This is a genomic window from Nitrosococcus wardiae (assembly GCF_004421105.1).
Taxonomy (GTDB): Bacteria; Pseudomonadota; Gammaproteobacteria; order Nitrosococcales; family Nitrosococcaceae; genus Nitrosococcus; species Nitrosococcus wardiae.
Map to the genome: position 1 here is coordinate 2,336,788 of NZ_CP038033.1, position 23,947 is coordinate 2,360,734.

Below are 23,947 nucleotides of genomic sequence, written 5' to 3' on the forward strand. Positions count from 1 at the left end.
AGGATATTGGTATCCTGACAAAATAGAAGTGGTTAGTGGCGACGTTGGACCACGAAATCCGCTAGCCATTCTAAATGTTCCGTCGGTGCGTCCACCACCCGCAAGGCTTGGTGGGCCTCTTCCAGCAGACTTTGGGCTTTGGCTTTGGCCTGGGTTAAGCCAAGCAAGGAAGGATAAGTCGGTTTATCCCGGGCCCTATCTGAACCCTGGGGTTTGCCTAGGGTGACGGTATCACTTTCCACGTCAAGGACATCATCCTGGATCTGGAAAGCCAATCCAATACATTGGGCAAAACGGTCAAGATTCTCCAATGTATGGGGATTGATAGTGGGATGGCACCAGGCGCCAAGCAGGACACTGGCGCGAATCAGCGCCCCAGTTTTGAGCCGATGCATGGTTTCCAATTCAGAAAGCGTTAAATGTTGACCTACCGCTTCCAAGTCAATGGCCTGACCTCCCGCCATTCCACGGGAACCCGCTGCCTCCGCCAATAGCACCAGCATTTTAATTTGATTTTTGGCTGGAAGCGCAGACGTGGGAGTTGCCAGTATGCGAAAAGCCAGAGACTGAAGCGCATCTCCTACTAACAAGGCGGTAGCTTCGTCAAAGGCCTTATGGCAGGTGGGATGCCCCCGCCGCAAGTCGTCATTATCCATGCTGGGCAGGTCGTCGTGGACCAGGGAATAAGCGTGGATGAGTTCTACCGCGCTTGCTGGAGCATCGAGAACCGCTTCAGGGGCCCCAAGGGCCATGCCCGTACTGTAGACCAGCAACGGTCGAAGCCGTTTGCCTCCCCCCAAGACTGCATAACGCATCGCTTCATGCAGCCGTTTCGGTGGTTTATCCGCTGGCGGGAGGACCCGTTCTAGAGCCTGTTCAGTACGCGCCTGCAAAGCGCCGATCCAATCATCGGTGGATGACATGCTATTCCTCGCTGGGGAAGTCGCTTATTTGTTCTTTTCCCTGTTTTTGCTGCAATATCTGGATCTTCTGTTCAGCATTACGCAGCGCTTCTTGGCAATGATGAGAGAGCTTGACTCCCCGTTCATACAGTCGCAGGGACTCTTCCAGGTTGACATCGCCTTGTTCCATGCGTGAGACCAGTGCTTCTAGCTCGGCAAGGGCGGCTTCAAAGTCAAGTTTATTACGCTTTGTCATGACTTAGAAAGTATTTATGAGGCAAACTTTCCAATTTAACGTAGACTAGGTTAGGGGTCAACCAAGTGGTCAGCTTTATTTTATCCTGCTAGACCTGATTACGGGCAAAGGCTACGCTATATGCATTTTGGTGATTGAGACCGTCCTATGAGCAAGCTCATCAGGGGCTTATACAACCTGCAGCCCTCTCATCGAGGAGGGGTGGCCACCATCGGTAATTTTGATGGGATTCACTTGGGTCATCAGGCCGTACTTGGACAATTGGCCGCCAAAGCGGCAGAGCTTCAGCGACCATCACTGCTCATTACTTTCGAGCCGTCTCCTGATGAATTCTTTACACCAGCGCGCGCGCCAGCAAGGCTGACCCGCTTTCGGGAAAAAATCCAAGCCCTTCATTGTCAGCCGCTGGACTGGGTGCTGTGTCTTCGCTTTAACCATGCCCTAGCCCGCATGGAGGCCGGTGAATTTATTCGAATTGTGCTGGTGGAAAAGCTGGGACTCCGCTATTTGATTGTCGGCGAGGACTTTCGTTTTGGGCATGGCCGCCGCGGTGATTTGAGCCTGCTGCAAAGGGCGGGGGAGCATTATGGTTTTGAAGTTGCCACCATGCCTACCCTTTGCCTGGAGGGGGAACGGATTAGCAGCACCCGCATCCGTGAAGCTTTGGCCCGTGGCAATTTAGCCCAAGCAGAAAAATTCCTGGGACGCCCTTACCATATGAGTGGACGCATTATTGAGGGCGATAAACGGGGCCGAACATTGGGGTTTCCGACTGCTAATATTGCCTTGCATCGGCGCCGGACGCCCTTCACGGGAGTCTTCGCAGTAGCAATCCAGGGGCTGGCAGCAGCGCCATTGCTGGGGGTCGCCAATGTGGGAGTGCGGCCTACCATCGGTGGCCGCCGTGCCCTCTTAGAAGTCCATCTGCTGGATTTTGAGGGGGATATTTATGGTCGTTACGTTCAGGTGACTTTTCTGCGCCAATTGCGACCCGAACAGCGCTTTGAATCCCTTTCTGCCTTGCGCCAGCAAATCGAGAAGGATTGTGTGGCGGCGCGGGAGTTTTTTGCTGCACGCTAGCCGTTGAGCCTCTGAGTTATTGCAATTCCTGCGGGATTTCTTGCTGAATTACCGTGAAGGGGGAAGCTAGCTTGGATAATTCATGAGATCACCACAAAGGCACAAAGAGCACAAAGAAATCATGTGTCTTGGTGGTAAAAAATCCAGGCTAGGGGAGTTTGGCTTTTAGCCGCGAATGCACGCAAATATTTCTATGGTCTAGAAACAGGGCTTGTACCACAGATTCAATGCTATAACCTACTCAATACTTTCTTTTTATGAGCGTTTATTCGCGTGCATTCACGGCCAACTCAGCGCCCTTTAAGGGTCGATTTTGGAGTTTCGCCATGACTGATTTCAATTGTGTTCCTACAAAACTTCATCAATCTGGAGAATTCGCGGTTCCTCGCGGTCCTTGACGAAGGGGTGACCTTGGTCTCGGGGTCTTTATCGCTCCTTGCGCTTTCACTTCGCAACCTTGCTAGGGGGGCGCCTAACATCCATGTGAGGCTCCTGGATTTAATATCAGCTCACGAGATTACAGGGTTCGCCGTCGAGAAAACTCCGGATATTTTTAGTCACCTGCTGGAGAAGGTGCTGGCGTGCCTCGCGACTGCTCCAAGCCACATGAGGAGTCAGCAGCAGATTGGGAATATCCGGCGCTAGTAAAGGGTTGTCCTGTGGCGGGGGTTCTTGGCTTAAAACATCTACCCCGGCCCCTCCCAATCGTCCTTCGCGCAGAGCATCAGCAAGGGCTTGTTCGTTTACGATCCCGCCCCGGGCGGTATTAATGAGAAGCGCATCAGAACGCATTAAAGCCAATTCTTCCCGGTCGATTAATCCGGTAGTTTCTGAGGTCAGCGGACAATGGAGGCTGAGGATATCCACTAGAGGGAGTAGATCTTTGAGAGGAATGCGGCCGGGTCCATTAGGCGTATTCGGTCGTTGCGCCACTAGCACGGTCATCCCAAAAGCAGTGGCGATCCGGGCCACCGCCCGGCCTAGTTCACCGTAACCGATAATCCCAAAGGTTTTTCCTGAAAGCTCTCGGCAGGGAAAGTCCGGGACTGTAAAGTGGGGACTGTGTTGCCAAGCGCCGCTGGTTGCCGCGCGGGTAGTCGCCGCAAGGCGGCGGGTGAGCGCCAGAACCAGCGCAAAGACATGCTCGGCCACGGAGGCGGTGCAATAGCCTCGGATATTGCAAACGGCAATCCCAAGACGGCGGGCGGCTTTCAGGTCCACATTGTTGGTTCCCGTGGCGGCGATGCAGACCAATTGTAAATGGGGCGCCTGTTTGAGAATGGCGTCTGTCAGAATGACTTTGTTGGTCACCACCACCGTGGCTTGCCGGATGCGGTCGATAATCTCGCTAGTAGTGGAACTGGTCCCGTAATACCTCCACTGGGGGATGACCCTTTCCAGAGGAGAGAAATCAATATCGGCGGGATGGACAGTGTCTCGATCAAGGAATACGCCTTGCATATGCCTTTTGTGCGCCTCATTTCGTGATGGAATATTGTCGCTATATCGACTCCCTCAGCCAAATACTGAAGAATGTCGTCGCTTTCGGTACGATACCCTACTCTGCTGGTAGTGGTGCGGAAATTCCTCAATTGATTGAGGGGAAGGGCGCTCGTTGGTAAACTGGCTAGCAGTCGTTAGATATTGGTTTGCATTTGAGGTCATGTTATCGGCGAAGGGGCGCCCACAGCAGAGTGGGCAATGGAGTCAAATTTTGTTAAGTGGGGATGTTGCGGTCAGTGGCTAAAAAACGAGTTTATAAAATCAAATTTATTAGTCAAGGCAAGATCTACGAGCTGTTCGCCCGCGAGGTGGGGCAAAGCGCTATGTATGGGTTTGTCGAGCTTGGCGAAATCATCTTTGGAGAAAAATCGGCAGTGGTGGTCGACCCCTCTGAGGAACATCTGAAGACGGAGTTTGCCGGGGTAAAGCGAACCTATATTCCCCTCCATACGATCTTGCGTATTGATGAAGTGGATAAGGAGGGAGTCAATAAAATCACCGAAGCCAGCAATGCCGATAGCAATGTGACTTTCTTTCCCTCACCTCTTTATCCCCCCGGAAAAGATACAAAATAACAATTATTTGAAGGTATAATGTTTTTTGACGGGGTGATGGACTTCCCAGGTGCAGGACATCCCAGCGGGAAAAGTGACTAAATCTCCCTTGCCTACCTGGAGAGGCTCGCCATCTTCCGGAGTGACGGTCACCGTGCCTTCCAGGAAATAACCGACTTCGGTGCTGTCATAGTGCCAGGGAAAAGTGGAAATCCCACATTCCCAGGTAGGCCATGAGGATACTCCCAGCTGTTCTAGGGATGGGTGGCGTTCTAATTCAATATTTTTGTTCTCACTCACCTTTTTTTTCCTCCTGCAGACGCTGCATAAGCTTTTCGTAATAGTATTGCTCTGTTTGGAGGTGACTGGAGCCTCCTCGAAGGGTCGCTATTTTTCCCAGTAAATAGTTGAGTTTCTTCCGGGCCTCTCGGCGCTCAATTTTATCTTCGGTGGTGGCTAATAACTGCTCAATGGTTCGGATCTCTCGGCGGGGCTCTAGCTCGGGGGGGAGGTAGCCCGCATTTTTTAATATCCGGTAGGCGGCGCGTAGGGATTCGGGCACCAGCCGGTCATCATCAAGGCACAATGGCTGCCCTTGGCCGGGGAGATTATCCAATTCTCCCCGTTCTAGGGCCTCTGTAATGCGGGCCTCGGCAATTTTCTCCAGAAGTAGCATGGCAATCATTTTAGCGCTATTCGCCACCTGCTTGCCAATGGGTAAAGCAAAGCAATTTTTGCGGCCTAGGGCGCCATGGATTACACTCCTATTCGTAGTCAATTCGAATGGCCTGGGAGAGAGACCATGAGATCGTGCCAGGATGCAGTTGAATTAAAAGAAAGAGAACTGAATAGGGGGGAGGAGTCTTCCCATCTTATGCGGCGCTACCGGCAGGTGCGTCAGCTCAGTGAAACGCTATGCCAGCCCCTGGAGAGCGAGGATTATGTGATTCAGACGATGCCGGATGTGAGTCCGCCCAAGTGGCATTTGGCCCATAGTAGCTGGTTTTTTGAAAACTTCATTGTGATCCCCCAACTAAAAGACTATCAACCCTTCCATCCCGCGTATGGCTATTTATTCAACTCTTACTATGAAACCGTGGGGGAGTTTTGGCCTCGTCCCCAGCGGGGGTTGTTGTCCCGCCCCACGGTGGCCGAGGTGTATGAATATCGCCGCCACGTGGATAGGGGGATGGCGCGCTTAGCAGAAAATTTGGAGCCAGAGGAATGGGCAACCCTAGCCCCTCTGATTGAATTGGGACTTCACCATGAACAGCAGCACCAGGAACTGCTCCTAACTGATCTTAAACATATCTTTGCTATTAACCCCCTCCGTCCTGCTTACCAGGAGCCGGCTATCCCTAAACCTTGGGGAGGTGAGGAAAGTGGGAATCTGGAATGGTATGAGTATGAAGGAGGACAACATGCTCTAGGACATGGGGGCAAAGGCTTTGCCTACGACAATGAAGGGCCGAACCACCAGATTTACCTGCGTGATTTTCGTCTGGCCTCTCGCCTGGTTACCAACGGAGAGTACTTGGCGTTTATGGAGGCAGGGGGATATGAAGAGCCTCACTATTGGCTATCCGATGGTTGGTTTGCAGTGCGCCAGCAGGGTTGGCAGGCGCCCCTCTATTGGGAACAGCGGGATGAGGGTTGGTGGCAGATGACTCTCAATGGGATGCAACCTGTTCGGAAAGACGCTCCGGTTTGTCACCTTAGTTACTATGAAGCAGAGGCCTATGCCCGCTGGGCTGGCTATCGGTTGCCTACGGAAGCTGAATGGGAAGTGGCGGCACGGGCGTTGCTATGCCAAGGCAACTTTTTGGATTCAGGGGCCTTACAGCCGCTGCCTGCGCCTCCGGCAGAGAATGCTCCCGTGCAAATGTTTGGAGATGTGTGGGAGTGGACGGCAAGTCCCTATGCTCCCTACCCCGGCTATCGCCCCTCCGAGGGCGCTATCGGTGAGTACAATGGGAAGTTCATGTGCAACCAAATGGTTTTACGAGGAGGCTCTTGCGTAAGTTCCCGTGACCATCTACGTGCTTCTTACCGGAACTTCTTCCCCCCCCATGCCCGCTGGCAATTCACGGGCCTTCGATTGGCGGATGATACATGAAATCGTCGTTCTCTAATCAAACGCCGCGGGAACCTGTTTTCCATGATTACCGGCCGGAACCAGCCCGATTCCGGGAAGATGTCCTCTCTGGGTTGGCCAAGAATCAGCGGCGGATTCCCCCTAAGTATTTTTACGATCGGACCGGCTCCCGCCTTTTCGATGCCATCTGTCAATTGCCAGAATATTATCCTACCCGTACCGAAATCGGCTTATTGAAACAATATGGGGCAGAAATGGCCGAGTATATCGGCGAGGGTAGTGTCCTGGTGGAGTTTGGCAGTGGCAGTAGCCTCAAGATCCGGTTGCTTCTTAATGCGCTGCAACCAGCGGCTTATTTGCCCATTGATATCTCCCGGGAACATCTTTTTAATTCCGCCAGAGAGCTGGCCGAGGAGTATCCCCTGGTGGCCGTTCATGCTATCTGTGCCGATTATACCCGCCCTTTGGTGTTACCCGAGGGGTTTGCTGGCAGGCCCAAGGGGGGGTTTTTCCCTGGCTCGAGTATTGGCAACTTCGAACCAGGAGAAGCTCGCCAATTCCTAGAGCGGATAGCAACCCTGCTAGGCGCGGGGAGTGGGCTGCTCATCGGTGTGGATTTAAAAAAGGAGGTGGCGTTGCTCAATGCCGCTTATAACGATAGCCAGGATATTACGGCGGCTTTCAATTTGAACCTTTTGCAGCGCATTAACCGGGAACTGGAAGGGAATTTTGACCTGGCCGGTTTTGAACATCGCGCCCTTTACAACGCAGCCGAGGGGCGGGTGGAAATGCACCTGGTCAGTCGAAAGGAACAAGTGGTGACGGTGAGCGACCAAGTTTTCGAGTTCCAGGCTGGAGAAACCCTCCATACCGAGAATTCCTATAAGTACACCATTGAAGAGTTCCAACAACTGGCAAGCTCGGCAGGGTTTCAACCGCAGCGGGTTTGGACCGATCCGCAAGATCTGTTCAGCGTCCACTATCTTAGCCTCTAGTCGGGAGAGGTCGTTGGCTAAGGGGAGAAGAAGGCCTATTCAGCGTCGTTATTTTCCCTAAAAATGCGTTAAAATGAATGGCTTTATCTATAGAAATTGCAGCACTAGGATAGTCCATGTACAGCAAAGAGATGCGTATTGCCGGTTACGATGAAGAACTCGAAGCCGCCCTTGCCAATGAAGCGCGGCGGCAAGAAGAGCACATCGAATTGATTGCTTCGGAGAACTATGTCAGTCCTCGGGTCTTGGAAGCCCAAGGGTCTGTATTGACCAACAAATATGCGGAAGGTTATCCCGGCAAACGGTATTATGGGGGATGTGAGTATGTGGATGTGGCGGAGCGGCTTGCCATTGAACGGGTTAAAGTGCTGTTTGGGGCCGATTACGCCAATGTTCAACCCCACTCTGGATCCCAGGCCAATGCCGCTGCCTGTCTGGCTCTACTAGAGCCGGGGGATACGCTCATGGGAATGAGCCTTGCCCATGGCGGACACCTGACCCATGGCGCCAAGGTCAATTTTTCCGGCCAAGTCTTTAACGCGGTCCAGTTTGGGGTGAATACGGACACGGGCCTTATCGATTATGATGAAGTCGAGCGGTTGGCGAAAGCCCACCGGCCTAAAATTATTATTGCCGGTTTTACTGCTTACTCCCGAATTGTCGATTGGCAGCGTTTTCGGGAGATTGCCGATTCGGTGGGAGCCTATCTATTAGCAGATATTGCCCATGTGGCTGGGATGATCGCAGCCGGGATTTATCCTAACCCGGTTCAGATTGCCGATGTGACTACCAGTACGACCCATAAAACCCTTCGGGGTCCCCGCTCAGGGCTGATTTTGGCCAAGGCCAATCCTGAGATTGAGAAAAAACTTAATTCCAAGGTTTTCCCCGGTATGCAGGGGGGGCCCTTAATGCATATTATTGCGGCCAAGGCAGTGGCCTTTAAAGAAGCCATGGAACCGGCATTTAAGGATTATCAGCGGCAAATTATTCGCAATGCTCAGACGATGGCGGAGAGCATCCAGTCGCGGGGCTACAAAATTGTTTCTGGAGGCACAGACAGTCACCTATTTTTAGTGGATCTCATTGATAAGGGTCTTACCGGCAAGGCTGCAGATGCAGCCCTGGGACGGGCCAATATCACTGTGAATAAAAACACGGTACCCAACGATCCTCAGTCTCCGTTTGTGACCAGTGGAATTCGTATCGGGAGCCCGGCAATGACCACCCGCGGTTTTAAGGAGACGGAAGTCCGGGAAGTGGCAGGGTGGATTTGCGACGTGCTGGATGATATCGAAAATGAGACCGTGATTGCGAATACTAAGGAGAAGGTATTGGCTCTCTGCGCTCGCTTTCCGGTCTATGGTTAGAGGTTAAGACGGCGATGCATTGTCCCTTTTGTGGGGCAGGAGATACCAAGGTCATCGACTCTCGCCTTGCCAATGAGGGCGATGCTATCCGTCGTCGTCGGGAATGCCAGGTGTGTAGTGAGCGCTTTACGACCTACGAGACTCCAGAACTTGCTTTGCCCCGTATCATCAAGCGTAATGGGACTCGGGAGCCATTTCAGGAAGGCAAACTGCGGGCCGGCATTCTCCGGGCGGTGGAAAAACGTCCTGTCGGCACTGAGAGGGTGGAGGCTGCTATCCGCCGCATTGTGCGCCGTTTACGGGCGAGCGGTGAGCGGGAGTTAGACTCGCAGGTGTTGGGTGAATGGGTCATGGATGAATTGCGCCACTTAGATGAGGTGGCTTATGTCCGCTTTGCTTCGGTTTACCGCCGCTTTCAAGACGTTCAGGCTTTCCGGGAAGAAATTGAACGCTTGGAACAAGCGCTGTCACCGGCGGAAAAGGCTGCTCAGTTATCTTTGCTCCTTGACGAGAGATCTCTGGTTAATAAACCGGACTAGCAGGGCTATTTTTCCATCCCCCCCTCTCATGATGGCCTTACGCCAGAACAAGTGGTGAGAGCATTGCTTTAATTATAGTGGCAATCAGAGGTCTTTCTAGTGCAATATCCACGTTAAGATTTTTGCCTTTGGCGTGGATCAGGTGAACGATAGAGCATACATGGCCCGGGCTCTAAAGCTAGCCTGGCAGGGTTTATTCACGACTGACCCTAACCCCCGGGTCGGTTGTGTTTTGGTGCGTGCCGGCGAGATTGTGGGGGAGGGGTGGCATCAATGGGCCGGCAATGCCCACGCAGAAGTCAATGCCTTGCGCCAGGCGGGTGGCCGGGCCCGGGGGGCTACCTGTTATGTCACTTTAGAGCCCTGCTGCCATCGGGGGCGAACCCCTCCCTGCACCCAGGCGCTTATTAAAGCAGGAGTCGTTCGAGTGGTTGCCGCCATGCGAGATCCTAATCCCAAAGTCGCCGGCCAGGGGCTAGCGCAGCTTAGGGAGGCCGGTCTCCAGGTGGAATATGGATTGCTCCAGGAAGAGGCCCAGGCCCTTAATCCCGGGTTTGTACAACGTCTGGTCCAAGGCCGTCCCTGGGTGCGCTGTAAGTTAGCCATGAGCTTGGATGGAGCTACAGCGCTGGCCTCTGGAGAGAGCCGTTGGATTACTGCCCCCCCTGCTCGTCGTGATGTGCAACGGTGGCGGGCCCGCAGTTCCGCAATTTTGACGGGGATAGGGACTGTCGCCCGAGATAATCCTGCGCTCAACGTCCGCTATGAAGAATTGCAAAATGAGGTGCCACCGGGGTTTGACCGCCAACCTTGGCGAGTCATACTGGACCGGAAGTTAACCATTTCGGAGAAGGCCCGGTTGTTCTCGTTGCCGGGGCCGGTATTGATTGTCTGTGCCGATGCCGAGCAGCCGAAAGCGGAGTCTTTACGCTCTAAGGGCGCGGAAGTAATCAGCCTGCCGGTGACCACCGAGGGGTTGGATCTTAAGGCCTTAATGGCGGTTCTAGCCGCACGGGAAATCAATGAACTCCATGTGGAGTGTGGTGCGCGGTTGGCAGGATCATTGCTCCAGGCCGGTTTAATGGATGAACTCGTACTGTATATGGCCCCCAAATTGATGGGGGAGGCCTCTTTAGGGTTGTTGCGGCTGCCCGGTATCCAGACCATGGAGGATTGTATTCAGGTAGACATCAAAGAAATACGGGCAATCGGTCGGGATTGGCGGCTAGTGGCCAAAATACTCCCTAAAGGGTGAGTTATGACCCTGGTTAAAATTGGATTTGAAATTCATAAGAGATAGGTGGGGAAAACTATGTTTACCGGGATCATCAGGGCGGTTGGGACGGTAGTGGCATTGCAACGCAAGGGGAATGAGGCCGCCCTTCGTATTGATAGCGGTAAACTGGATCTTGCGGAGGTCGGTATTGGAGATAGTATTGCGGTCAGTGGGGTCTGCTTGACGGTGACTCGGTTCGCTAACCCGGCGTTTGACTTTGATGTTTCCCAAGAGACCCTATCTCGCACGGTATTGGGGAAGTTACAGTCTGGCGATGGGGTCAATCTGGAACCGGCCCTGACCCTCAAAGATCCTCTCGGCGGACACTTGGCTAGTGGCCACTGTGATGGTGTAGGAACGGTGGTTGAGTGCACCTCAGTGGGGGAAAGTGTGCGTTTTTCTATCCGCGCCCCGGCAGGCCTTGCCAAATACATCGCCGAGAAAGGCTCCATTGGCGTTGATGGCGTGAGCTTGACTGTCAACGGGGTGAAGGGGAGTCTCTTTGAGGTCAATATTATTCCCCATACTCTCCAAGCCACCACTTTGAATGAATACCTTCCGGGGCGGGAGGTGAATTTGGAAGTGGACCTTTTGGCCCGTTATTTGGAGCGTTTATTACTGGGTGATTCGGCCGCCACCATGCGGCCAAGTCTCGATGAGGCCTTCCTGGCCCGTTACGGTTTTAGCAAGTAGTTGATTATGCCTTTGAGCGAGATAGAAGCCATCATCCAAGACCTCCGGGAAGGAAAGATGGTGATCCTGATGGACGATGAGGACCGGGAGAATGAGGGGGATCTGATCATGGCAGCCTCCCAGGTGAAAGCCCCGGATATTAACTTTATGGCCCGCTATGGGCGGGGCCTGATTTGCCTGACCCTGACCGAGGAGCGTTGCCGCCAATTGCGGTTGCCTTTGATGGTGTCAGACAGTAACGCCAAACACAGCACCAATTTTACCATCTCCATTGAGGCGGCAACGGGGGTTACCACGGGCATTTCCGCTGCGGATCGAGCTCGGACCGTGCAAGTGGCGGTGGCCCCGGAGGCTAGACCTGAGGATCTGATCCAACCGGGCCATATTTTTCCTCTCATGGCCCGGCCGGGGGGAGTGCTCACCCGGGCTGGCCACACCGAAGCCGGCTGTGATTTGGCGCGACTGGCGGGTCTTGAACCGGCGGCAGTCATTGTTGAGATCCTTAATGAAGATGGGAGCATGGCTCGCCGCCCGGATTTGGAAGTCTTTGCCGAGTGCCATGGTTTGAAGTTGGGCACTATTGCTGATCTGATTCGTTATCGCCTGGAGCATGAGCGGTCTGTGGCTCGGGTGGCGGAGTGCGCCCTGCCCACGGAACAGGGGCTATTCCGCCTTTTGGCCTACCAGGATCTAGTGGATCAACAGCTCCATCTAGCCTTGGTCAAGGGGGAACTCCATCCGGAAGAGCCCACCTTGGTGCGGGTCCATATGGCTGATACCCTTTGCGATATTCTCCAGGTACGGCGTGGCGATTGTGGCTGGCCCCTAAGTGATGCCATGAATCGCATTGCGCAGGCGGGTACCGGGGTGGTGGTAATCCTCCGTCGGCAGGAGTCCCCTAGGGATCTGGTGCAGCGCATTCAAGACTATCAGTTGGAGGATCAAGGGGTGCGTCTGCCCCGGCAGGAACCCTCCAGTGATTTACGGACCTATGGGGTTGGCGCTCAAATTCTTACCGATCTGGGAGTGCGAAAGATGCAGGTTATGGGGGCTCCCCGGCGGATGCACGGACTGGCGGGCTTTGGCCTGGAAGTGGTGGAATATGTCACTTGAGCCTTTGGCAGGGAATGAAATGGGGGAGGAAGGAATTTTTCAAAGCGAAGTCCAAGGATGGATTGCCGGTGTGGACGAGGTAGGTCGGGGTCCCTTAGCCGGTCCGGTTGTCGCCGCGGCGGTGATTCTTGATCCGCAATATCCTATCGCCGGAGTGAAGGACTCCAAGCAGTTAACACCCCTGGCGCGGGAACGCTTAGCCGCGCTTATTCAAGCCCAGGCGGTGGCCTGGGCCTTAGGGCGGGCTGAAGTAGAAGAGATCGAGCAACTCAATATCTTTTGGGCCAGCCTGCTGGCCATGGAGCGGGCCGTTGCGGCCCTTTCAGAGGCCCCCTCCCTGGTTCTTGTGGATGGCAAGCACTGTCCCTCCGCCGCTTGTCCGGTGCGAGCTGTGGTCAAGGGAGACCAAAAGATTGTTGCTATTGCCGCCGCCTCCATTGTGGCCAAAGTGGCCCGGGATGCGGAGATGATCGCATTGGAGAAACGTTATCCTGGTTACGGTTTTGGTACTCACAAAGGCTATCCGACTCGGGCCCATTTGGCTGCCCTGGAAAAGTTAGGCCCCTGTCCTATCCACCGCCGTTCTTTTCGAGCAGTGAAGGAAATAGCATTTCTCGTTTAAATGAGACTTCGGAAGCTGTTGGAAATTTCTTTTAGGATGGATTATGCACGGAAAACTCACCGCTCAGGGGCGCAGCAGGCCGTGGCGTTTACGTCAACCTCATTAAAAAATTCTGCTTCCGCCATGGTCTGGTACGCTTCCCAGGCAAGGCCGCTGGGGTCTTCCACCCAGGTCTTATCCGACCTGGCATAGCAGCAGGTGGTTTCCCCTTCGGCAAAGGTGGCTAGATCGGCCTTTTTAAGGCGCGCGCGCATCTCCTCCAGCTCGCCCGATTCCTCTACCTGGATGCCCAGGTGATCGATCCCTGCTTCTGCGCCATGGGCGGAAATAGCGAAATTGACCCGGGGATCGTCTAGCCTCCATTGGGCATAGTCACTTTTTTGCTTTCACTTTTTTGCTTGGTAGGTTTACGCCCAAATAGCGCCGAATAAAAACGGATGGAGGGGGACAGATCGTCCACCGAGACATGAATATGTAACCGTTTCATCCACAGCACTCCTTTTCGATAAAAAATTCGATGATCTCTTTTGCCCCTTGAGCATCCACATGGCAGGACACCGTATCCGCCTGGCAGCAGTTCTCGACCATGAAGCGGATAAGCTCGCGGGTGAATTGAAAGTGAGCCGAGTAAATAATGCTGCGGCCTTCTTTGCGTGATTGGGTGATGCCAGCGTTGTTCAAATGGGAGAGATGGAAAGAAAGCGTATTTTGCGGCACGCCCAGCCGCTCGCTCATCACGCCAGCGGACAGTCCTTTCGGCCCGGCCTCTACCAGCATTTTGAAGGCCCTAAGCCGGGTTTCCTGGGCTAATGCCGCCAATGCCTTAATCGCGGTTTTTATATCCATATATCCAGAATAATGGAAATATTATGTTTAGACAAGCCGTTGTTTACCCGTAAAAGGGAAACCTTCACCTAAGGACACGTAGTGTAACGCGTGGAAGCGCTACGGCTTCTGGAACTTCATGCACGAATCCTGCACCGACTGGGCGTGCTCATGGGCGCATGCTATCTGCTGGCGGTGGGTGCAGGCAGATGGTCGCTGGATGCGGTGCTGGCACGGAAACTAGAGAATACCCGCCACTAGCAATACCCCAAGCGAGAGTAACATCACGGCCACCAGCTTCTGAATCATGCCGATAGTCACTTTGAATAACGCCGCTTCTCAAAATTTTATGCGTTAGCCCTGGATAAAGCCCCAGTTTCCCGGCTGGGGTTCCATCGTTTATAGTCCTGTAACTTTATCACGACTTCCCTGTCTTGGGTTCGCCGATCACTGACTCTCTTCTTTAGGTATTTGCCAGATCGAGGTGTCTGCTAGATCGAAGACGGCCACAATATGGCGCGTATTGATTGAAGTGTCTGTCCTGGAGGTTGGCGAGCAGAGAAGATTGACCCCCTTCCAGGAATCAGGCAAATATTCGACGCGGAACTGCCTATGTTCAAGCATCTCAACGTCAATCCATACGTCACCGTTGGCGGCCTGCCTCACCTTATTAATATGCTCAATTCCTAGCATCTGCCCGGTATCCAGCAGAACGCCAAAAAACCACGTGTCGTTCATCATCCTCTCAATAAACCAGGCGGGTAGAAGTTCCTCGGCCTTTGCGATCTCTGTAGCCCTTGTTACCTTGTCTTCATCTAGACTCATTGGGGGGGTATTCCTCTTTATAAAAATTTTATCGTTTATACTATTGCTATAAGCTGGCTTTATAATCCTTGGTACGCTTCTTCCTTCGAGTAAGGGTACTTAAGATAGTCTAGCCATTCCACATTGCCGCGGGTCACCTGCCGTTTATCTCCAGGATCTTCATTAAAGTCTAGGAGGCAAAAACGCATGAATGAGACCGATTTAATCTCCGGGTTCAATGAACCCTTTAGTGCTTTAAGCCATCTGCTGGGCGCCGGCGTGTTTTTGTTATTGTCCTTTCCTCTATTGAGATTAGGCGGGGGAAATCTTCCGAAATTGATGGCATTGGGGGTTTTCGCTTTGGCCAGTGTTTTTATGCTCTCTGTCAGTGGGATCTATCATGGGTTATCTCCCAAGGGGGGCATTTTGCAGCGACTTGATCATTCGGCAATATTTATTTTAATAGTGGGCACGATGACTCCTATCCACCAAATGTTGTTCCAAGGGGTGATGCGCTGGGGGTGGCTGTTGCTGGTGTGGCTGATCGCGATAACGGCCCTAACCCTTAAAAATGTATTTTTTACTTCCTTTCCAGAAGGGTGGGGGCTAGCCTTGTTTTTGGGCCTCGGGTGGCTTGGAGCGGTCTCTGTAGGGATACTCTGGTATCGAGAAGGCAGCGCCTTCATCAAGCCATTACTCGCTGGAGGCTTGGCCTACACCGTAGGCGCCGTTTTAGAGTTTGCTGGGCAGCCGCTTTTTCTTCGTGAGATCTTGGGGCCACACGAGTTATTTCACCTGGCGGTACTAATAGGGTTAGGCTTTCATTGGAAGTTTATTTATACCATGGCGCGTAGGGATAATCTTTCTACCTCAAAGCCGAATAGAAGGAAATGGCGCACCATGGCTCCGTGAACAAGGACGCCTCAATACAGGGCCAGCGGGAATCCACTCAACCGCTCCTTGCTCGAGCTCCGGGGTGTACTTTTTTTTGCCATCATTCACCTTACTCTCTGCTCGTTTCTATTCTATCTTAGTGAGGCTACCCAACTGAAGATCAAGACTCCTATCGGTTTGCCCAGCGCGAATCCCACAAACACGGCCAGGGTGACGGCGTTTTCCAACTCGGCGAAAGCGAGGGGCACTCCAGCATTGGCAAATGCAAAAAGAGGCATGATCACGAATCCAAATGCCTTGCGATCCTCAGAGTCACCACTCCAGTGATCACCGGGTGGATACGCCACGACACGATTTAAAATGGCATGCAAACGCTCGTCGCTCACCCATTGGCGGGTCGGCGCCATTAAGCCGAGGATGATGCCGGTCACGGTGGCATGGATCCCGGAGATATCCACTGCGATCCAGATCAACCCTCCCCCTATAAAATAGATCGCCACACTACGGACGCCGAGCAGCGCCATGGCGCGTACGATAACGATACCCATGGCGGCTAGAGCGAGCGCCTTCCAACTGATGTGGCTACTGTAGCCAATAGCTACCACCAGAATAGCGCCGATATCGTCAATAATGGCCAGGGACAGCATGAACACTCGTAGACTTTGGGGAATGCGCGACCCTAACAGCGCCAGACAACCGATGACAAAGGCGGTGTCGGTGGCCATCACCGTGCCCCAACCATTCCGGCCGGGTTGGCCTAACTTGGAGCATCAAGTAGAAGAGAGCAGGCACGAGCATACCACCCAAGGCCGCCATAATAGACAGCGCGGCCAGACGTGGATTGCGCAATTCGCCAAACACCCGTTCCCGTTTGAGTTCCAGGGCGACAAGGAAAAAGAACAGGGTCATTAAAGCGTCGTTAATCCATTCACGCAGCGAACGGGTGAATTCCAATGGGCCGATCTGAAGACCCACCGGCGTTTCCCAAACCTCTAGGAAAGGAGGGCTCCATAAGGAGTTGGATAGCACCAACGCTGACAGGGTAAACAGCAGAAGCACCAAATCCGCCATGGACTCGATGCGCAAGAATCGGGCAATGGGCTTGGTCAACCAATCAATGCGTTCTTGGGGGAGCAGGGAAATTTGTTTGTTAATCGGCGAACCGTTCCTCATCTTTTCTGCCATCGAATGGGGGTCCATCTTCAGAATGCATTAAGGTTTTTGGTTCTGGTGCTCCTGGGTCTATGTGCAATGCTGAAAAAACAGTTTCGCCATCTTGCGAATTTCGTCGATGCTCAATGTGCCTTCCGCGCCCCAGCCCTTTTTGCCCTCTGGGATATCCGGGCGGAACTTCTCAAAGAGCTTATAGGCCACCTCGGCAAGACGGGTGGTGTCCATCGACCTGGTGAGATCCCTGATAGGCCTCATCAAGTGCATCGTCGAACTTTTTCTCCAGATAGCGCTGTACGCTCTCCGGGTTGATCGGCTTATCTTTGCTCAACGCCCGGATGCCTTCATGGGTCTGCTTGGCGGGTTTAATAGATCAATCTTGATGGCTTTTTTTGTGCATCCGGTGGCGCTTTTCATTGATTTCCTCGGGAGCAGGCTCGAATAATCCGAGCCGCTTGCTTTTGGAGTAGGCGTTAAGGCCGGCCACTGCCCGGCCCAGGGTCAGCGCCTCATCAGAGTCAAAACCTAGGCTGTGTACTATGTCTTTTTATCCCACCCCACTACAACACCATTTTCCAATGTAATACTCAAACCGTATCTGTTACCACCGTGTTTATCATATTTCCATATCTCCTTCTTTTTAGTTTTTATAATTCCTTCTTCAATTTTTTCTTCTACTTCCTCTGGATTTCCAAGAGAATCTATTAGCTGATCATATGTCTGGCCTTTCCAGAAACTTCCATTCATAAGTTCTTCTACTAATTCTTCATCCCTATATTTATTCATTAACTTTTCACGACGTCTTTTCCTTTTCACCACCCTCCTCCAAACAACTATACCAGTTATCACCCCTATCCCAACAACTATATTAACCCAGCCCACAGATTCACCAATCTCAGCTATTATGTTTATTACGTAAGCAGTTATCCCTAATACTACTGTTATTATTATTACCCACAGCACTTTTATGCTTCTATCCATACCCACCTCCTTATCTTCTCTTGCCCTTTCGATAGCCTCCATGTCGCGAACTCATCTTTCCTCAGCCCCTATCTCCTGGCCGCGATCAAACACTGTGATGTCATCTACTGATTTCATAATATCCTCTATGTTTTACATGTAATATTAAATAGTAGATGGGGCTACCTAATATTCCCGCTCCACAACCCCATAATACGACCACCCTATCCATTTCCTCTTTCCTCACTTGCAAGGCCCCCTTCTCCTCCCACGGATACCCCCGCCTTCATGTCTACTTTATGTGCGGATTAACCCCCTCCTTGATTATCCTACTAACCTGAGTTCTGGATAAACGGAGGGGTGTCTCCTAGTTGTTTTCTCTTATTTCTTACACTCGACTTTGGCCACGCTAAGCAGCCATAACTAGCTGATTTATCAAAAAGTCAAGTTCTTGGCGTGGCAATTTTATGCTTTTATCAGTTGATTTTGAGTTTAAAAAAAACTTTGCAGCCCAAATGGATCGTCTGACAAACGCAATCACATCGGAAAATGTCGCTTGACCTTCTTTGTTATACCAAGCAGTGACTTCTGCATTTAATTTCATTGTTTGACTCATCTCCTTGGCAATCACACAGGCCAATGAATATAGCCCCATTAAGACCGGTGTCGTTCGCCCAATCGCTTTGTCAGACCATTGCCTTTGCGTTTCGATACCCATGTGCGCTCGTGATTTTTCGAAAGTCACCTCTATATTCCAACGCAATACAAAATGTTCTACGATTTGCTCCGGCGACATTTCAGTGTCGGTGCTAAAAAACGCTTCAGGCCGTTCAGGATTATCAGGATCAATAACCAACACCCATCTCACCGGCAAAGGCACCTCGCCTGCTTTATACCACAGATTGACACCAGTTAAGTATTTGATCGATTTCTTCTTCCCGCCATACCCAGTGATTCCCGATTCAGTCCAATTTTGACCAGCATCCTTTGCCATATCTTTTAATTTAGCGATGGGTTTGCCCTTAGTAGATTTTCTTCCTCGCTTGCCTGGCCTGGGCGGCTCAGGAAATTCATATAAATTTACATCCCGTCTTAATATGGAGATGAGCGTTACTCCATGCTTCCTACAATGGTGTCCCAATTCAATACAAGCATAGGCTCCGTCGCCCACCAATATCCATGACTTCCTGAGCCATCGACTAACCAGCCTCAACATCACCACTGTCCAATCCACCACGGTGCGCTGCTCCCGGTTTCGTCTCTCATTGGCCGCTTTTGAGGGGGCCAAAACCGTCAAAAAAGGTAACGCCCATGGCCTCTCATTCCAAGGCAGTGGGATGATTAAGGCCATGCAAATCCATTTTAAACCAAAGCATTTAACCACTCTTCTCTCGGTTGATCGAACAGCATCCCTATAACATCCCTTGGCCTTTATCATTTTCCCTTTGCGTCTTTCCAGCGTTTCGTCAACGGCAATGATAATGGGAAAATCCGCAGGTAATAACGCGACCCATAGGCCCAAGAGTATTTTCGCACAGAGTGCACAAGACCCTTTGTCACGGTTCAATACCCGATGGTATTTTTCAAATCTCCTTTCATTGGATTTCCCCAACACCCTTAATATCGAGCTAATGCGCCTTGGACCTTGACATAGAAATGCCCCAATGAGCAAAATTTCCGCTTTTAGCCAAGTCGTCACTCTCATAACCGGCGCAAATGCCGATAAAATTGCTATAATTTCTGCTGGCAATGGTGGCCCCTTCATTCTTTGATGGGTTGATTCGTTGTGGTAAACAAATCATGCCACCATTGCCTTTTGTTATCCAATCACAAAATCATATCCGTTTGTTTTTTAATTGCTGACCTGTTAAAAATGGCCAAAGTCGAGTTACAATCAATAGTTCTAAACTAAGGGTGTGATGGCTGATGGGAAATCGAGTCTTTGTTCGCCGCTTTAAAAAAGCGTGGTTTCCGCTTCGAGGATACCTATCTGACCGACCCTCAGCGCATCTAAATAGGAACCGCTATAACCCCAATTAACCCACGCCCTCATAAACGACGGCCAAAGGCAGCTCCAGATTCAGCGAAGATAGCGTAGCGGTTTCGCCGCTCTCATAAATATCCACCTCCCAGACGCCAGTGTGACTGCGCCGGTAGACCTCCACCTGGGGCCTGTCCTGGGCCACCAGCACATATTCTTTAAGGCTTTCCAGGTACTGATAGGCTATCCGTTTCTCACGCCGATCAATATTTTCCGTGGCCGGCGACAGCACTTCTACAATCAGGGAGGGGGCATTGAGGAATAGGGCCTTATCATCCCGTGGCTCACAGGTGACGACGATATCCGGATAATAGAAGGCTTCAGCCTTGTCTACCCGAACCTTCATATCAGCCATAAAAACCTGGCAGGGACTGCCCCGGAGGTGGGTATGTAGGAGGGCAAAAAAATTACCAGCAATGGTATTGTGGGCGCGGCTGGTGCCAACCATAGCGAACAGTTGGCCGGCGATATATTCATGGCGGACCTCGCGGGCCTGTTCGCCGGCGAGATAATCTTGAATGCTGACGGTGGATAGCAGGGCGTGAGAAGCCACGGTGGTCAACTCCCAAACTGAATGGAAAGCTATTCCATCATAACAATTCCTCCCTGGAGAGGCGATGGCTGGCATAGGCCGAAGTCCGGCAGTGGTTTGTCTATTCGGCCAAGATCAGGGAAAATATCAAGGTATCTTTTTTAAACCTCTACAGCCTCCCTCAAGGGGCGCTTGGTTGATGGTATATTCACTCTTATTTGAAGTTTTTAAAGTATGTCGCCAGCTGAATTTGCCCGAGAAATCGAGAAAAGAAGGACCTTTGCCATTATCTCTCACCCGGATGCAGGTAAAACGACCCTTACTGAGAAGTTACTGCTTTTCGGCGGGGCGATTCAGCTTGCCGGTACAGTGAAGTCCCGCAAGGCGGCCCGCTATGCCACTTCGGACTGGATGGAATTGGAAAAGCAGCGGGGAATCTCGGTCACTTCCTCGGTGATGCAATTCCCCTATAAAAATTCCATTATCAATCTATTGGATACGCCTGGGCACGCTGATTTTTCCGAGGATACCTACCGGACCCTGACCGCTGTGGATTCGGCCTTGATGGTCATTGACAGCGCCAAGGGCGTGGAGGAGCGGACCATCAAATTGATGGAAGTTTGCCGCTTGCGCAACACGCCGATTCTGACTTTTATTAATAAGCTGGATCGAGAGGGCCGAGACCCTATTGAGCTCCTAGATGAGATTGAACAGGTGCTGCAAATTCGCTGCGCGCCTGTGACTTGGCCTATTGGGATGGGAAAGCGCTTTAAAGGAATTTTCCACCTAAACCGCAACAGCATCCATTTGTTCAGCCCTACCCACGGGGGAAAGGTTAAAAGCGGGGAACAGATCCAAGGGTTGGATAACCCCCGTCTGGATGAATTATTAGACGGCCAGGCAGAGGAACTCCGGGAAGAAATCGAACTGGTGAAAGGCGCCAGCCACCCCTTTGATAAGGAAGCTTTTCTGGGGGGAGAGCAGACCCCTGTGTTCTTTGGATCGGCCATGAATAATTTTGGCGTGGAAGAGCTGCTGGATGTTTATGAGGATTATGCTCCCCCTCCCCAGGCCCGCGAGACAGTGACCCGCAGGGTAGCGCCCGAGGAGCCGAAATTCAGCGGCTTTGTGTTTAAGATCCAAGCCAACATGGATCCCCAACACCGGGACCGGATTGCCTTTTTACGGGTTTGTTCCGGCAGTTACCAGAAGGGGATGAAGTTGCGGCATGTGCGGCTAGGAAGGGAAGTACAAATCGCTAATGCCCTGACTTTCATGGCGGGCGAGCGGGAGCAGGCGGAAACCGCCTGTCCCGGGGATATTATCGGCCTTCATAACCATGGCACTATCCAAATCGGCGACACCTTTACCCAAGGCGAAGACTTACAATTTACCGGGATTCCCCATTTTGCTCCGGAACTCTTTCGCCGGGTCCGCCTGAAAGACCCCCTGCGCATGAAGGCCCTGCTCAAGGGACTGCAACAGCTAAGCGAGGAAGGGGCCACTCAGCTCTTTCGTCCCCTAGTGGGTAATGACTTGATCCTAGGGGCGGTAGGGGTGCTCCAGTTCGATGTGGTGGCCCATCGTTTGAAGCATGAATATGGCGTCGATTGTGGCTATGAGAATGTCCAGGTGGTGACCGCCCGCTGGGTGAGTTGTGATGATCCCAAACGGTTAGAGGAATTTCGCACCAAAGCCGCTGCCCAATTGGCTTTGGATGGGGCCGGGGATCTTACCTATTTGGCGCCCACCCGGGTCAACCTGGATCTCACCATGGAACGTTGGCCTGAGGTGACTTTCCATGCCATCCGGGAGCATGCGCTTAGCCTAGAAAGCAGTGAGCAACTCATTGCCAACGGCTAAGTAGGCCGGACTAAGCGTCGCGTATCCGGCAAAGACAATGCTTGGAATCTTCCTATCTGGAACACTACCAGCATTCTTTATTAACCCCCTCATCCTAACCTTCTCCCGCGAGAGGAGAAGGAATAAAAGAGAGTATTAGTCCCACTCCCACAGGGTTCCCTCTCAATGGGAACCCCTCTATCACTGCTCGATTACCCTAAATCGAATATCCTGGCCTACCCACATTGCGGTTAACTCATGGTCGTAGCGGCGTGGGGTGGCATAGGCCGTCAGCCAGAACTCATCCCCCGCTCTCCGGGGGGTAACAGTGACTTCAAAAATCCCTTTTTCTTCCGTGGGAGACATGAATATTTTCTCAAAGGACGGGCCGTCTTGGTTCAAGTTAGTGAGAAGGTAAACGCCCCGCGGCGGTGTACTTTGGTAATCCACCCTGACACGGCATGTGAGGGAGATCCCTTGGCGTACTAGATGGGGGTGCTCGGTGCAAATATGTTCTTCAATCAAGGGGGGAGCGTTACTAATCCTCAGAGAAGCGATGCTGACAGCGTGGATTTTACTGACGGCTTCCGGCGGATAGCGGCTCTCCCAAGCCGGATCTGAAGATGCTAAGCGGGTCCGCAGCGTATTAATGGTGTCCGGTATTCCCACATGGGGATAAATGTAATGGCCTTTCAGTTTCAGCTTTGTGTTTATCCGGTGGACGATGGTATCGAAAGTGTCTTGGGGGCACCCGAAAAGCAGTAAATAAGCCACCACCAGTGAGCCGGAACGGCCGATGCCCGCATGGCAGTGGACGAAGACGGACCTTTTTTTCTCTATATGACAGGCCATCCACTGGACCGCCTCCCAGAGCCGGGCTTCTTCGAGGGGGTTGTGAGAGAAGTCCTGGAAAGGAAAATGGGCGTAATCGATGCCCGAATTGAGCAAAGCAGGGTGGGGATCCCTTTCCTCGGCAGCATTGAGCACCGCCCGGATCCCCTGCCTTTCTAAGAGTCCTTCAGCATCCTTCGGATGAAGTTTGGGATTGGCAGCCGCCGCCGCATTGCCAATATAAAGGTAGGGCTCGATTTCCGTAATCATGGGACCCAGAGTCCAGCTTTCATGAGCACGGGGCTCACAGATGGCAACCTCGGTTTCAAACAGAGGAATAGATTGAGCGCTGGCTGATAGCTCTATCCCAATCCTATAGGGGCCTGGCTGGGGAGGCAAAAAAGTGACCTTGAACTGGCGGCGCGGCCCTTGCTGCTGGGTCAGGCCCATGGGAATACGCTGCCGAGATCCATCTAAGTGAGAAATCTCCAAGGCAAACTGGATTTCTGGCCAATCGGATTCCGCCTCGATGGTGGCGGTCAGAGGAAACTGGGGCAATAGAAAATTGTTGGACAAGGGCGGGGCAAAGTGAAGGGCGCAAATACGCACATAGCGCTGATCCCCCTTAGGGGAGGCAAAAGTTACAAGGGCGCCCTCTTCATTTGCGGGATAGGAGGAGGTTTCAAATGATTCCATGCTTATCATTTTTCTGGATTGAAGTTGTGGGATTTTGAATAAGCGCAGAGTAATCCACAAATTTTAAAAAATTTCGCGTTTTTTGTCGCCTATAGCGTTTCCCTTTAGGAGAGATATGGTTGGATTGAGAATTAAAGTCCTGCTAGGTCGATATTCGTATCTCATTTATTCGGGAAACGCTATAGGTCAGGGACCGGTTGCGCGAGAAGGCATCCTGTGGCCCAGGGTCCTCTATATTTTCAGGGCACTCGTACTGAGGATTCCTGGCAATCACGTAGATGGCCCGCTTATCCAGAAATAACGCATGAGTGCCCCGATAGATGTCTTGACCACTGAGATCTATAAGGGGTTGGT

General features: G+C 52.2%; 30 protein-coding genes. 13 read left to right on the forward strand and 17 right to left on the reverse strand.

Annotated features, from left to right (window positions below; genetic code table 11):
• Positions 1 to 32 precede the first annotated feature (32 nt).
• Together ispA and E3U44_RS11300 are read right to left on the reverse strand one after the other, a co-directional pair.
• The gene (ispA, locus tag E3U44_RS11295; protein WP_134358304.1) at positions 33 to 923 is read right to left on the reverse strand and encodes a (2E,6E)-farnesyl diphosphate synthase; all 891 of its coding nucleotides are present in this window, start codon (positions 921 to 923) and stop codon (positions 33 to 35) included.
• Position 924: 1 nt separating this feature from the next.
• Positions 925 to 1,158: an exodeoxyribonuclease VII small subunit gene (locus E3U44_RS11300; protein WP_013033722.1), complete on the reverse strand. Its 234-nt coding sequence runs from the start codon at positions 1,156 to 1,158 to the stop codon at positions 925 to 927.
• Between the two features lie 147 nt (positions 1,159 to 1,305).
• On the opposite strand from E3U44_RS11300, the gene ribF reads away from it, so the two are divergent.
• Entirely contained in the window at positions 1,306 to 2,238 is a 933-nt protein-coding gene (gene ribF / locus E3U44_RS11305; protein ID WP_134358305.1) for a bifunctional riboflavin kinase/FAD synthetase, read from the forward strand.
• Positions 2,239 to 2,742: 504 nt separating this feature from the next.
• Here the strand turns inward: ribF and E3U44_RS11310 are convergent.
• Positions 2,743 to 3,699 (reverse strand): 2-hydroxyacid dehydrogenase, encoded by a 957-nt coding sequence (locus E3U44_RS11310; protein WP_134358306.1) that lies wholly within the window; start codon positions 3,697 to 3,699, stop codon positions 2,743 to 2,745.
• Between the two features lie 278 nt (positions 3,700 to 3,977).
• On the opposite strand from E3U44_RS11310, the gene E3U44_RS11315 reads away from it, so the two are divergent.
• On the forward strand, positions 3,978 to 4,316 hold the full coding sequence (locus E3U44_RS11315; protein WP_134358307.1) for a DUF1820 family protein: 339 nt from the start codon (positions 3,978 to 3,980) through the stop codon (positions 4,314 to 4,316).
• Between the two features lie 3 nt (positions 4,317 to 4,319).
• Here the strand turns inward: E3U44_RS11315 and E3U44_RS11320 are convergent, their stop codons facing one another.
• Both E3U44_RS11320 and E3U44_RS11325 read right to left on the reverse strand, forming a co-directional pair.
• Positions 4,320 to 4,595 (reverse strand): cupin domain-containing protein, encoded by a 276-nt coding sequence (locus E3U44_RS11320; protein ID WP_240761393.1) that lies wholly within the window; start codon positions 4,593 to 4,595, stop codon positions 4,320 to 4,322.
• Positions 4,588 to 5,073, reverse strand: coding sequence for a DnaJ family domain-containing protein (locus E3U44_RS11325; protein ID WP_240761394.1), 486 nt, complete (start codon positions 5,071 to 5,073; stop codon positions 4,588 to 4,590). The genes E3U44_RS11320 and E3U44_RS11325 overlap by 8 nt, the downstream gene beginning before the upstream one ends.
• A 24-nt stretch (positions 5,074 to 5,097) precedes the next feature.
• Here E3U44_RS11325 and egtB point away from each other — a divergent pair, with 24 nt between their 5' ends.
• From egtB to rnhB, 8 genes are all read left to right on the forward strand, one after another.
• Positions 5,098 to 6,411, forward strand: coding sequence for an ergothioneine biosynthesis protein EgtB (gene egtB / locus E3U44_RS11330; protein WP_134358308.1), 1,314 nt, complete (start codon positions 5,098 to 5,100; stop codon positions 6,409 to 6,411).
• On the forward strand, positions 6,408 to 7,385 hold the full coding sequence (egtD, locus tag E3U44_RS11335) for an L-histidine N(alpha)-methyltransferase (RefSeq protein ID WP_134358309.1): 978 nt from the start codon (positions 6,408 to 6,410) through the stop codon (positions 7,383 to 7,385). Before egtB ends, egtD begins: the two co-directional genes overlap by 4 nt.
• Before the next feature lie 116 nt (positions 7,386 to 7,501).
• A complete protein-coding gene (gene glyA / locus E3U44_RS11340; protein ID WP_134358310.1) occupies positions 7,502 to 8,755 on the forward strand; it encodes a serine hydroxymethyltransferase in 1,254 nt (417 codons plus the stop codon).
• 14 nt (positions 8,756 to 8,769) lie between these two features.
• Positions 8,770 to 9,294, forward strand: a complete 525-nt coding sequence (gene nrdR / locus E3U44_RS11345) for a transcriptional regulator NrdR (RefSeq protein WP_134358311.1) — start codon at positions 8,770 to 8,772, stop codon at positions 9,292 to 9,294.
• Between the two features lie 133 nt (positions 9,295 to 9,427).
• Complete coding sequence (gene ribD, locus E3U44_RS11350; RefSeq protein ID WP_338040752.1) at positions 9,428 to 10,549, forward strand: bifunctional diaminohydroxyphosphoribosylaminopyrimidine deaminase/5-amino-6-(5-phosphoribosylamino)uracil reductase RibD; 1,122 nt, start codon at positions 9,428 to 9,430, stop codon at positions 10,547 to 10,549.
• A 57-nt stretch (positions 10,550 to 10,606) separates the two neighbouring features.
• Positions 10,607 to 11,263 (forward strand): riboflavin synthase, encoded by a 657-nt coding sequence (locus E3U44_RS11355; protein WP_134358312.1) that lies wholly within the window; start codon positions 10,607 to 10,609, stop codon positions 11,261 to 11,263.
• A 6-nt stretch (positions 11,264 to 11,269) separates the two neighbouring features.
• Positions 11,270 to 12,376, forward strand: a complete 1,107-nt coding sequence (gene ribBA, locus E3U44_RS11360) for a bifunctional 3,4-dihydroxy-2-butanone-4-phosphate synthase/GTP cyclohydrolase II (protein ID WP_134358313.1) — start codon at positions 11,270 to 11,272, stop codon at positions 12,374 to 12,376.
• 19 nt (positions 12,377 to 12,395) lie between these two features.
• Complete coding sequence (rnhB, locus tag E3U44_RS11365) at positions 12,396 to 12,998, forward strand: ribonuclease HII (protein ID WP_134359801.1); 603 nt, start codon at positions 12,396 to 12,398, stop codon at positions 12,996 to 12,998.
• Positions 12,999 to 13,054: 56 nt separating this feature from the next.
• On the opposite strand, the gene E3U44_RS19630 is transcribed toward rnhB, so the two are convergent.
• The 5 genes from E3U44_RS19630 to E3U44_RS20380 form a co-directional block, all read right to left on the reverse strand.
• The gene (locus E3U44_RS19630; protein ID WP_206054767.1) at positions 13,055 to 13,252 is read right to left on the reverse strand and encodes a VOC family protein; all 198 of its coding nucleotides are present in this window, start codon (positions 13,250 to 13,252) and stop codon (positions 13,055 to 13,057) included.
• Positions 13,253 to 13,350: 98 nt separating this feature from the next.
• Positions 13,351 to 13,485 (reverse strand): VOC family protein, encoded by a 135-nt coding sequence (locus E3U44_RS20375; protein ID WP_276321931.1) that lies wholly within the window; start codon positions 13,483 to 13,485, stop codon positions 13,351 to 13,353.
• Positions 13,482 to 13,844: an ArsR/SmtB family transcription factor gene (locus E3U44_RS11375; protein WP_134358314.1), complete on the reverse strand. Its 363-nt coding sequence runs from the start codon at positions 13,842 to 13,844 to the stop codon at positions 13,482 to 13,484. The genes E3U44_RS20375 and E3U44_RS11375 overlap by 4 nt, the downstream gene beginning before the upstream one ends.
• 426 nt (positions 13,845 to 14,270) lie before the next feature.
• Positions 14,271 to 14,648 carry a hypothetical protein gene (locus E3U44_RS11380; RefSeq protein WP_134358315.1) on the reverse strand — a complete coding sequence of 126 codons (378 nt, stop codon included), beginning with the start codon at positions 14,646 to 14,648 and terminating at the stop codon, positions 14,271 to 14,273.
• A gap of 59 nt (positions 14,649 to 14,707) precedes the next feature.
• Entirely contained in the window at positions 14,708 to 14,836 is a 129-nt protein-coding gene (locus E3U44_RS20380; RefSeq protein ID WP_276321932.1) for a hypothetical protein, read from the reverse strand.
• On the opposite strand from E3U44_RS20380, the gene trhA reads away from it, so the two are divergent.
• Positions 14,835 to 15,539: a PAQR family membrane homeostasis protein TrhA gene (trhA, locus tag E3U44_RS11385; RefSeq protein ID WP_134358316.1), complete on the forward strand. Its 705-nt coding sequence runs from the start codon at positions 14,835 to 14,837 to the stop codon at positions 15,537 to 15,539. The genes E3U44_RS20380 and trhA overlap by 2 nt on opposite strands.
• A gap of 113 nt (positions 15,540 to 15,652) precedes the next feature.
• Here trhA and E3U44_RS19635 read toward each other — a convergent pair whose 3' ends face one another.
• The 3 genes from E3U44_RS19635 to E3U44_RS19335 are packed head-to-tail and all read right to left on the reverse strand — an operon-like array spanning position 15,653 to position 16,919.
• The gene (locus tag E3U44_RS19635) at positions 15,653 to 16,246 is read right to left on the reverse strand and encodes a Na+/H+ antiporter NhaA (protein WP_206054768.1); all 594 of its coding nucleotides are present in this window, start codon (positions 16,244 to 16,246) and stop codon (positions 15,653 to 15,655) included.
• Positions 16,146 to 16,706, reverse strand: a complete 561-nt coding sequence (locus tag E3U44_RS19640) for a Na+/H+ antiporter NhaA (RefSeq protein ID WP_206054769.1) — start codon at positions 16,704 to 16,706, stop codon at positions 16,146 to 16,148. Before E3U44_RS19640 ends, E3U44_RS19635 begins: the two co-directional genes overlap by 101 nt.
• Positions 16,707 to 16,763: 57 nt before the next feature.
• Complete coding sequence (locus E3U44_RS19335; protein ID WP_166805064.1) at positions 16,764 to 16,919, reverse strand: hypothetical protein; 156 nt, start codon at positions 16,917 to 16,919, stop codon at positions 16,764 to 16,766.
• Between the two features lie 7 nt (positions 16,920 to 16,926).
• Between E3U44_RS19335 and E3U44_RS19340 the strand changes: the two genes are divergently transcribed.
• A complete protein-coding gene (locus tag E3U44_RS19340; protein ID WP_166805065.1) occupies positions 16,927 to 17,136 on the forward strand; it encodes a hypothetical protein in 210 nt (69 codons plus the stop codon).
• Positions 17,137 to 17,228: 92 nt separating this feature from the next.
• On the opposite strand, the gene E3U44_RS11400 is transcribed toward E3U44_RS19340, so the two are convergent.
• The 3 genes from E3U44_RS11400 to E3U44_RS11410 all read right to left on the reverse strand — a co-directional run bounded on the left by E3U44_RS11400 (position 17,229) and on the right by E3U44_RS11410 (position 20,245).
• A complete protein-coding gene (locus E3U44_RS11400; protein ID WP_134358318.1) occupies positions 17,229 to 17,714 on the reverse strand; it encodes a hypothetical protein in 486 nt (161 codons plus the stop codon).
• A gap of 346 nt (positions 17,715 to 18,060) precedes the next feature.
• A complete protein-coding gene (locus E3U44_RS11405; protein ID WP_166805066.1) occupies positions 18,061 to 19,401 on the reverse strand; it encodes an IS701 family transposase in 1,341 nt (446 codons plus the stop codon).
• A gap of 286 nt (positions 19,402 to 19,687) precedes the next feature.
• A complete protein-coding gene (locus E3U44_RS11410) occupies positions 19,688 to 20,245 on the reverse strand; it encodes a Uma2 family endonuclease (RefSeq protein WP_134358320.1) in 558 nt (185 codons plus the stop codon).
• A 213-nt stretch (positions 20,246 to 20,458) separates the two neighbouring features.
• Between E3U44_RS11410 and E3U44_RS11415 the strand changes: the two genes are divergently transcribed.
• Positions 20,459 to 22,087 carry a peptide chain release factor 3 gene (locus tag E3U44_RS11415; protein ID WP_134358321.1) on the forward strand — a complete coding sequence of 543 codons (1,629 nt, stop codon included), beginning with the start codon at positions 20,459 to 20,461 and terminating at the stop codon, positions 22,085 to 22,087.
• A gap of 180 nt (positions 22,088 to 22,267) precedes the next feature.
• Here the strand turns inward: E3U44_RS11415 and E3U44_RS11420 are convergent, their stop codons facing one another.
• Positions 22,268 to 23,593 carry a dual specificity protein phosphatase family protein gene (locus E3U44_RS11420; RefSeq protein ID WP_166805067.1) on the reverse strand — a complete coding sequence of 442 codons (1,326 nt, stop codon included), beginning with the start codon at positions 23,591 to 23,593 and terminating at the stop codon, positions 22,268 to 22,270.
• Positions 23,594 to 23,947 lie beyond the last annotated feature (354 nt).